The 7,703-nt window shown below is 46.9% G+C and carries 9 protein-coding genes and 1 tRNA gene; 6 read left to right on the top strand and 4 right to left on the bottom strand.

Annotation, left to right across the window (positions count from 1 at the left end):
* Positions 1-1,258: 30S ribosomal protein S12 methylthiotransferase RimO (rimO, locus tag QZ147_RS07325; protein ID WP_295148796.1), on the bottom strand; the 1,258-nt coding region annotated here is incomplete at its 3' end.
* Between the two features lie 55 nt (positions 1,259-1,313).
* Positions 1,314-2,144, bottom strand: coding sequence for a pantoate--beta-alanine ligase (gene panC, locus QZ147_RS07320; RefSeq protein WP_295148794.1), 831 nt, complete (start codon positions 2,142-2,144; stop codon positions 1,314-1,316).
* 102 nt (positions 2,145-2,246) lie between these two features.
* Here panC and prfB point away from each other — a divergent pair, with 102 nt between their 5' ends.
* Positions 2,247-3,338, top strand: coding sequence for a peptide chain release factor 2 (gene prfB, locus QZ147_RS07315; protein WP_295148791.1), 1,092 nt, complete (start codon positions 2,247-2,249; stop codon positions 3,336-3,338).
* A gap of 209 nt (positions 3,339-3,547) precedes the next feature.
* On the opposite strand, the gene QZ147_RS07310 is transcribed toward prfB, so the two are convergent.
* Positions 3,548-4,081, bottom strand: a complete 534-nt coding sequence (locus tag QZ147_RS07310; protein ID WP_295148788.1) for a tetratricopeptide repeat protein — start codon at positions 4,079-4,081, stop codon at positions 3,548-3,550.
* A gap of 73 nt (positions 4,082-4,154) precedes the next feature.
* Between QZ147_RS07310 and QZ147_RS07305 the strand changes: the two genes are divergently transcribed.
* From QZ147_RS07305 to QZ147_RS07285, 5 genes are all read left to right on the top strand, one after another.
* On the top strand, positions 4,155-4,478 hold the full coding sequence (locus QZ147_RS07305; RefSeq protein ID WP_295148786.1) for a type II secretion system protein: 324 nt from the start codon (positions 4,155-4,157) through the stop codon (positions 4,476-4,478).
* Positions 4,479-5,816 (top strand): FAD-dependent oxidoreductase, encoded by a 1,338-nt coding sequence (locus QZ147_RS07300; protein WP_295148784.1) that lies wholly within the window; start codon positions 4,479-4,481, stop codon positions 5,814-5,816. It begins immediately after the preceding gene.
* Between the two features lie 13 nt (positions 5,817-5,829).
* Positions 5,830-6,486, top strand: a complete 657-nt coding sequence (locus QZ147_RS07295) for a tetratricopeptide repeat protein (protein WP_295148782.1) — start codon at positions 5,830-5,832, stop codon at positions 6,484-6,486.
* Positions 6,483-7,085 (top strand): tetratricopeptide repeat protein, encoded by a 603-nt coding sequence (locus QZ147_RS07290; RefSeq protein WP_295148780.1) that lies wholly within the window; start codon positions 6,483-6,485, stop codon positions 7,083-7,085. Before QZ147_RS07295 ends, QZ147_RS07290 begins: the two co-directional genes overlap by 4 nt.
* 86 nt (positions 7,086-7,171) lie before the next feature.
* Positions 7,172-7,477 carry a c-type cytochrome gene (locus QZ147_RS07285; protein ID WP_295148777.1) on the top strand — a complete coding sequence of 102 codons (306 nt, stop codon included), beginning with the start codon at positions 7,172-7,174 and terminating at the stop codon, positions 7,475-7,477.
* A 64-nt stretch (positions 7,478-7,541) separates the two neighbouring features.
* On the opposite strand, the gene QZ147_RS07280 is transcribed toward QZ147_RS07285, so the two are convergent.
* Positions 7,542-7,616, bottom strand: a tRNA-Glu gene (locus QZ147_RS07280).
* Between the last annotated feature and the right edge of the window lie 87 nt (positions 7,617-7,703).

Genomic DNA, 7,703 nt, shown 5'->3' with positions numbered 1-7,703 from the left:
TGACTTCGCACGCGTATCTTGCGCCCACTTCAAGCTCGCCTAGTTCGCTATCGTTTATTAAAATTTCGCCGTCTATGTCCTTATCCCAAACATCCATTTTAGCGCCGAAAAACATCTCGCCTTCGCTGCTAACGCCCTCGACGCTAGCGATTATTTCGCGCCCGATAACCGAAGTAAAGCTACTTTCGATACTCTTTTTAATGATTTTTTCGATCCCGCTTAGCCGCTTGGATATTATTTTAGTAGGCGTCTGAGGCATCTCGTAAGCCGCGGTATCCTCCTCTCGCGAGTAAGCAAACGCTGAAATTCTATCGAATTTTACCTCGCTTAAAAACTCGCAAAGCTCGCTAAAATCGCTATCGTCTTCGCCCGGATGCCCCACTATCACTCCCGTGCGCAAAAACGCGTCGGGCGCGCTTTTCATTAGCGCTAGAAGCTCTTTTATCCGCGCCGCGCCGCTTCCGCGCTTCATAATTCGCAGCATTTTGTCGCTAATGTGCTGAATAGGCATGTCAAAATAGTTATGAAACACCGGCGAAGCGATGATTCGCTCTATTAGCGCGTTTGAAGTAGTGCTAGGGTATAGATAAAGTATTCGCGCCGATTTTACGCCTTCTATTTTTTCGACCGCGTCTATTAGCTCGATTAGTCCGTCGGCACGCCCGCAGTCGCGCATCCACGAGCTGCTGTCTTGCGAAAGGAAGCTAAAATCGTAAAACCCGCGCGCGACCAAGCGGCGTACTTCGTCCGTTATATTTTGCAGCGAGCGCGATTTTAGCTTGCCTTTAAACGACGGGATCGCGCAAAAGCTGCATTTTTGATTGCAGCCTTCCGAAATTTTAACGTAAGCGTGGTAGTTTGAGCCGGTTATCACGCGCTCTTCGTTTGATTGCAAATAAGTTTGCGGACTAAATAAATTTTGCTTTTTTAGCAAAATTTCATCGATCTTATCGTAATCGCCCACGCCCGTAAAAAGATCGACTTCTGGCAGCTCGCGCATTAGCTCCTCGCGGTAGCGCTGCATCAAACAGCCCGTAACTACGAGCGTCGCGCCTTTTTTTTTGCTGGCGCCTGTCTCTAAAATCGCGCGAACGCTCTCCTCTTTCGCGGACGCGATAAATCCGCAGGTATTTACGATAATGACGTCCGCCGCGCTCGCGTCGTCCGTGATCTCGTAACGCGAGAGCCGCCCAAGCATTATTTCGCTGTCGACTAAATTTTTATTGCAGCCTAGCGAGATTAGGTGGAGTTTGCCGATTTTTTTATCGCCGCCTACGGATTGGGCCGAATTTTGGCTTAAAATTTTACTCATTTTATATCCACAGATTATCTATTAGCCGCGTATTACCGACGTTCGCGGCGACTAGGATTATCGTATTATCCTGCTCTACTAGCGAAATTTCGTTAAAATTTCTATCTACGACCGCGACGTAATCGACCGTCAGAGGCTTTAAAATTTCGAGCATTTCGGATTTTATTTTGCAAGCGCCGCGCTCGCCGTCTTTTATTAAATTTTCGGCTTTACTTAACGAACGGGATAGTCTAAGCGCGTCGAATTTTTCGCTCTCGCTAAGATAGGCGTTACGGCTTGAAAGCGCTAGTCCGTCGCTCTCGCGCACGATCTCGCACGGCACTATCTCGCAGCCAAGAAAGCTCGTTTTTACGAAATTTTGCACGATAGCGAGCTGCTGCGCGTCTTTCTTGCCCATATAAACGCGCGTCGGACGGACTAGGTTAAAGAGCTTATTTAACACGCGTAAAACGCCGTCAAAGTGTCCGGGACGCGTCTTGCCCTCTAAAATTTCGGCTAAATTTTTAGGCGCGGCGATAGTAGCCTCGCCGTCGAAATATAACTCCTCCGCGCTCGGGATAAACATAGCGCTAACCCTCGCCTCCTCGCAAATTTTAACGTCCGACGCCTCGTTTTTAGGATATTTATCCAAATCCTCGCCCGCTAAAAACTGCGTAGGATTAACGAACGTAGAAACTATTGTTACGGGATTTTGCGAGACGCTCTTTTGAATAAGGCTCGCGTGCCCTGCATGAAGCGCGCCCATCGTAGGCACGAAGCCGATCTCGTCGTGATTTGCCAGCGCGAGAGCTACGAATTCTTTAAGCTCCCTAGTCGTTCTTAAAATTTGCATTTTTATCTCTTTTCTTAAAAATTTTAATCCGTCATTTTAGCGAAATAAGTTTAAAATATAAGATTTTTTGGCTAGAATACGCGAAAATTTAAAGGACGAATTTTGGATAATTACGAATACACCGAACTTTTAAAAACACTAACGACTAAGGTCGAAAACATAGGCTCTATCGTAAAACCGGACGTCATAAAAAAAAGACTTAGCGAGATAGAAAACATCGAGCACGATCCGAATTTTTGGCAAGACGTGGCAAGAGCCGGGCAAATCGGCAAAGAAAAAACTAAAATCACCAATATGCTAGCGAAATTTACCGATGCCAAAGCCGCCGTAGACGACGCGGCGGAGCTTTACGAGTTAGCAAATTCCGAAAACGACGCCGATACGCTAAACGCGCTTTTTGAGGACGCCGGCGCGCTAAATCAAAAAATCGTAAACCTTGAAATTTCGATGATGTTAAGCGGCGAAGACGACGGCAAAAACGCTATCGTCTCGATACATCCCGGCGCCGGCGGTACCGAGAGCAACGACTGGGCGAGCATGCTTTACCGCATGTATCTGCGCTTTTGCGAGCGCGAGGGCTATAAGGTCGAGACGCTAGACTTCCAAGAAGGCGAGGAAGCGGGACTAAAAGACGTAAGCTTCATCGTAAAAGGCGAAAACGCATACGGCTATTTAAAGGCCGAAAACGGAATACACCGCCTGGTGCGAGTAAGCCCTTTTGACGGCGCGGGACGCCGCCACACGAGCTTTTCAAGCGTGATGGTAAGCCCCGAACTAGACGACGATATAGAGATAGAAATCGAGGAAAAGGATCTTAAAATCGACACCTACCGAGCAAGCGGCGCGGGCGGTCAGCACGTAAATAAAACCGAGAGCGCTATCCGCATAACCCACGTACCTACGGGTATCGTCGTGCAATGCCAAAACGACCGTAGCCAGCATAAAAATCGCGCGACCGCGATGAAAATGCTAAAATCGCGCCTTTACGAGCTTGAGTTTATGAAGCAGCAAGAAGCTAGCGCAAGCGTCGAAAAGAGCGAGATCGGCTGGGGGCACCAGATCCGCTCGTACGTACTTTTTCCGTATCAGCAGGTAAAAGACAACCGCTCGGGCGAGGCGTATAGCCAGACCGACGCGATACTAGACGGGGATATTAAAAAGATAATAGAGGGCGTTCTTATTAGCCAGAAGTAGTCGCTTGCCTTTTTCTACTTATACTTTGTCGGTTTTAAATTTACTCGACCGCGTATCGCATATACGCTCCCGTCATAAAATTTAAAACCGTCGCGCCTAAGAGAAAAATCCCGTGCCTCGTCTTTTTACATTTCAATTTTAAAATTTTAGTTGAATTTGCATCCGTAAAACGGACTACCCGCCTCGCCGCGGTGATTAAAAAGATGAAATTATTTTTGGAAATTTTCTAATTCCTCGCAAGCCGGCGTTACTCCTTCGCCGCAAGCTCTTTCAAAGTATACCCGCGCGTCTTTAAAATTTCGCTGTTTTTTGTAGACGTGCGCTAACTCGTAAGCCGCTAGATGCGAGCCTAGTTTCGCCGCTTTTAGGTAAAATTCCCGCGCTTTTTTAAGATCTTTTCGCGTGCCTAGCCCGTATTCGTAAAGCGCGCCGACGTTTCGCAAAGCCTCTACGTGCCCGAAATATCCCGCCGCTTCAAACCAAAATTTCGCCCGCTCGAAATCCTTTCGCCCCGCCGTCCCGTCTCTGTGATAGACGCCCGCTTGATACATGGCTTCTACGTTTCCCTCTCTCGCGTAGTTTTCGAATTTTCGTAGCGCCTTTTTATGCTCGCCTTGATTATGCAGATAAATCGCGTCTGAAATTTGCTCTATTTGCGGGTCTAATTTTTGCCTTTGGGCTAAATTTACGCCGCAGCCGCTTAAAATAAGGCAAAAAAACGCCGTTAAAAAATAGCTTTTCATGCTTTTCCTTTTAAATTTAGTAAATATTATCCAAAAAATTTTATAATTACCATAAAACTAAGGAAGGATAGCAATGGAAAACAACGCGCTTTTAACGCTGTTATCGCAGCTCGGCTATAACGAGGACGAGGTTAGCCTAACTCAGCTTAAACGCATTTTAAATAGCTCAAACGGCATAGAACCCGCGCAGATAGTCGCGTTAAACGACCGTTTAAAGACGTTCGGTTGCTTCGTAGCTATGAGCGGCAGTTGCGATTATTTTAAAATTAAAAACGTAGCGACTAGGCCGGACGAGCGGGCGCAAGTCGATGAAATCGCCGATAAATGGGCCGATAAGCATAAATTTTCTCTCAAAACGGCAAACGAAAATACCAAATACATTTTAGGACGAATATAAATGAAATACGATATCATAATTATAGGTTTCGGCAAGGCCGGTAAAACGCTGGCCGTAAAGGCGGCGGGTCTAGGTAAAAAAGTAGCGCTCATAGAAAAAAGCGCGCAAATGTACGGGGGAACGTGCATCAACGTCGGCTGCATCCCGACAAAGCGCCTAATAACGGCGGCAAAAGAGGCACATTACGTAACGAATGCCGTTTCTAGCGAGTATTACGCGCTATCGATCGAAAATAAAAACAAGCTAATCTCGGCTCTTCGCGCGAAAAACTACGCGATGCTAAACGACAACCCGAATATCGACGTCATAGACGGCGTAGGCTCTTTCGTAAACGCAAATACCGTATGCATCAAAACTGCGAGCGGCTCGCTAGAACTGCAAGCGCCCGTAATCGTCATAAACACGGGCTCGACGGAGACCGACGCGCCGTTTGAGATTAGCTCTAATTTTGCATATTCGAGCAAACGCCTTTTGGAGCTAGAAACGCTGCCTAAGCATTTAGTAGTCGTCGGCAACGGCTTTATCGGGCTGGAATTCGCATCAATGTTCGCGGCGTTCGGAAGCAAAGTAACGATCGCTGGTCGGGGCAAATTTATGAAAAACGAAGACGACGACGTAGCGGACAGCGTGCGCAGCGCACTAGAAACGCAAGGTATAGAAATTTTAGAAAACTGCAAATTTGAAATTTTAAAAGATCAAACCCTAAAATTTAGCCAAAACGGCAACGAAAAATGCGTAATCGCGGACGCGTTTTTGTGCGCTCTGGGCCGCAAAGCAAACGTTGACAAGCTAAATTTGGCAGCTGCGGGCGTAAAGCTAAACGCGAAAGGCGACGTCGAAACGAACGAATTTTTACAAACGTCGCAGCCCAATATTTACGCGGTCGGCGACGTGCGCGGCGGCGAGCTGTTTACATATACGAGCCTGGACGATTTTAGGATAGTATTTGATAAACTTTTCGGCGCGGGCAAACGCACGACGCAAAACCGCGCCGTCCACGCAAACGTACTATTCACGCACACTCCACTCGCAAAAATCGGCATGAGCGAAAAAGAAGCTAAAGCCGCGGGCAAGGACGCTAAAATTTTAAAACTTAGCATGGCGGCGGTTCCCGGCGCCAAGGTCGTCGCACACGATACGGGCATGCTAAAAGCGATCGTCGATAACGCTAACGGCGAAATTTTGGGAGCGGCGTTTCACTGCATCCATGCGCACGAAATAATAAACGAACTTGCGATCGCTATGAGGCTGGGCGCGGACGCAAATTTCTTCAAAAGCCAAATTTTCACGCATCCTAGTATTTCAGAAGCACTAAACGATCTGTTCGGGCAATTTTAATTTAGGGGATAAAATGAGAAAAAATTTTCTTGCAACGATTTTGCTGGCGCTATTCTTCGCGGGTTGTACCCGCCAGCCTAGCGAAACGAATTTGGAAAAATGGGAAACTTCTACCGACGAAGAGGTCGTCAAAAGTAAAGAGGAAATTTCAAAAAACGCGATCTCGCTTTTGATGTCGCAATGCGAAGATTACGATATGAACGCATGCAACGACGCGGGCGCGAATTTTGAGTTTTTAAAGGATTACGCAAATGCGTTTAAGCTTTACGAAAAAGCTTGCGACGGCGGCGTAGAGCTAGGGTGCGCGAATTTGGGGCTGCTTTACGAAAGCGGGCTCGGCGTACAAAAAGATCCGCGCAAAGCGATCGAGTTATATAAAAACGGCTGCAACAAAGGCGGCGCGCACTCGTGCTATAATCTAGGCAACGCCTACCGAAAAGGCGAAATCGTAGCGCAAGACTATCAGCTGGCGATGAGCGCCTACGTAAACGCTTGCGAGGCGGGCGACGTACCTTCGTGCGCTAATATAGGCGCGATGTACGAGCTGGGGCTAGGCGTAGAAAAAGACGAGATGAAAGCGTATCATATCTACAAGGTCGCGTGCTTTCGCGGGTTAAATAAGGCCTGCCCGCAGATGAAGCGATTAGGACAAAAGCTGGGGCAAAATTGAAAACGGCTATAAAATTTTGCCTGCTTTTACTTGCTGCGGCGGCGTTTAGCGGGTGCTGGTCGTGGCAAAAAACGGTGAGCATGGGACTATGGCAAAGCGACGAAGAGAGGCTGCAAGAACGCGCCGTTAACGAGCAAGAAGAGCTAATGCGAAAATGTGAGGACGCGGATGAAATTTCATGCAATAATTTAGCCGTAAATTTTAGCGCGCTTAAAAATTTTAACGACGCTAAAATTTACTACCAAAAAGCGTGCGATAAAGGGCTGGCTACGGCGTGTTCGAATTTAGGGCAAATTTACGAGCAAGGGCTGGCGGATGAAAAAATCGATCTAAAACAAGCTATGAACCTATATAAAATCGCTTGCGACGCAAACGACGGCGTAGGCTGCTACAACGAAGCTTTACTAATCTATTCGCAAAGTAGACATAAAGCGCAAAATAAGGAAAAAGACGCAAGAGAAACTCTGGCTCTACTGGCTAAAAGCTGCGAACTAGACTATGCGCAGGCTTGCTTTTTGCTGGCAAAATTCGTAGGCGACGAAAAGCGAGCGCAAAAGCTCTACGACCGCGTGTGCAAACTAGGTAAATGCGCGCGGTGATTTCGGGCTAATTATATAGAAATAATTTAAGCTCGATTTAGATTTTTTGTAATATAATTTAACCACATTTTCAAAAAGGATACATAATGAAAAAACTATTCGTTATTTCAAGCGTTGCCGCTATGCTTGCGGTAGGATCTTTTGCCGCCGACGGAGCTGCGGTATACAAAAAATGCGTGGCCTGTCACGGCGCAAAAGCAGAGAAGCCTTATATGAACAAGGTCCCTGCGCTAAATACCTTATCAAAAGAGGAAATCGTAGAGTCTCTAAACGGATACAAAGCGGGCACTCTTGATAAATTTAAATCGTCTGCGATGATGAAGCCTATGGCGAAACCTTTAAGCGACGAAGATATCGCAGCCGTCGCCGATTACATCCAAACCCTAAAATAATCTATCCTATGGAAGCCCGAGCGGCTTCCTAATCTTATAAATTTTCGTATCAATTTTATTTAGATGGTGACTCATACGAGAATCGAACTCGTGTTACCAACGTGAGAGGCTGGTATCCTAACCGCTAGACGAATGAGCCACGACAGAAGAAAATGGTGCCCCGTGTAGGGTTCGAACCTACGACCCCATCATTAAGAGTGATATGCTCTACCAACTGAGCTAACGA

Source organism: uncultured Campylobacter sp. (genome assembly GCF_905371695.1).
Classification (GTDB): Bacteria; Campylobacterota; Campylobacteria; order Campylobacterales; family Campylobacteraceae; genus Campylobacter_A.
The sequence above is the reverse complement of the archived record's forward strand: the minus strand, read 5'-3'. Positions and strand labels throughout refer to the sequence as shown.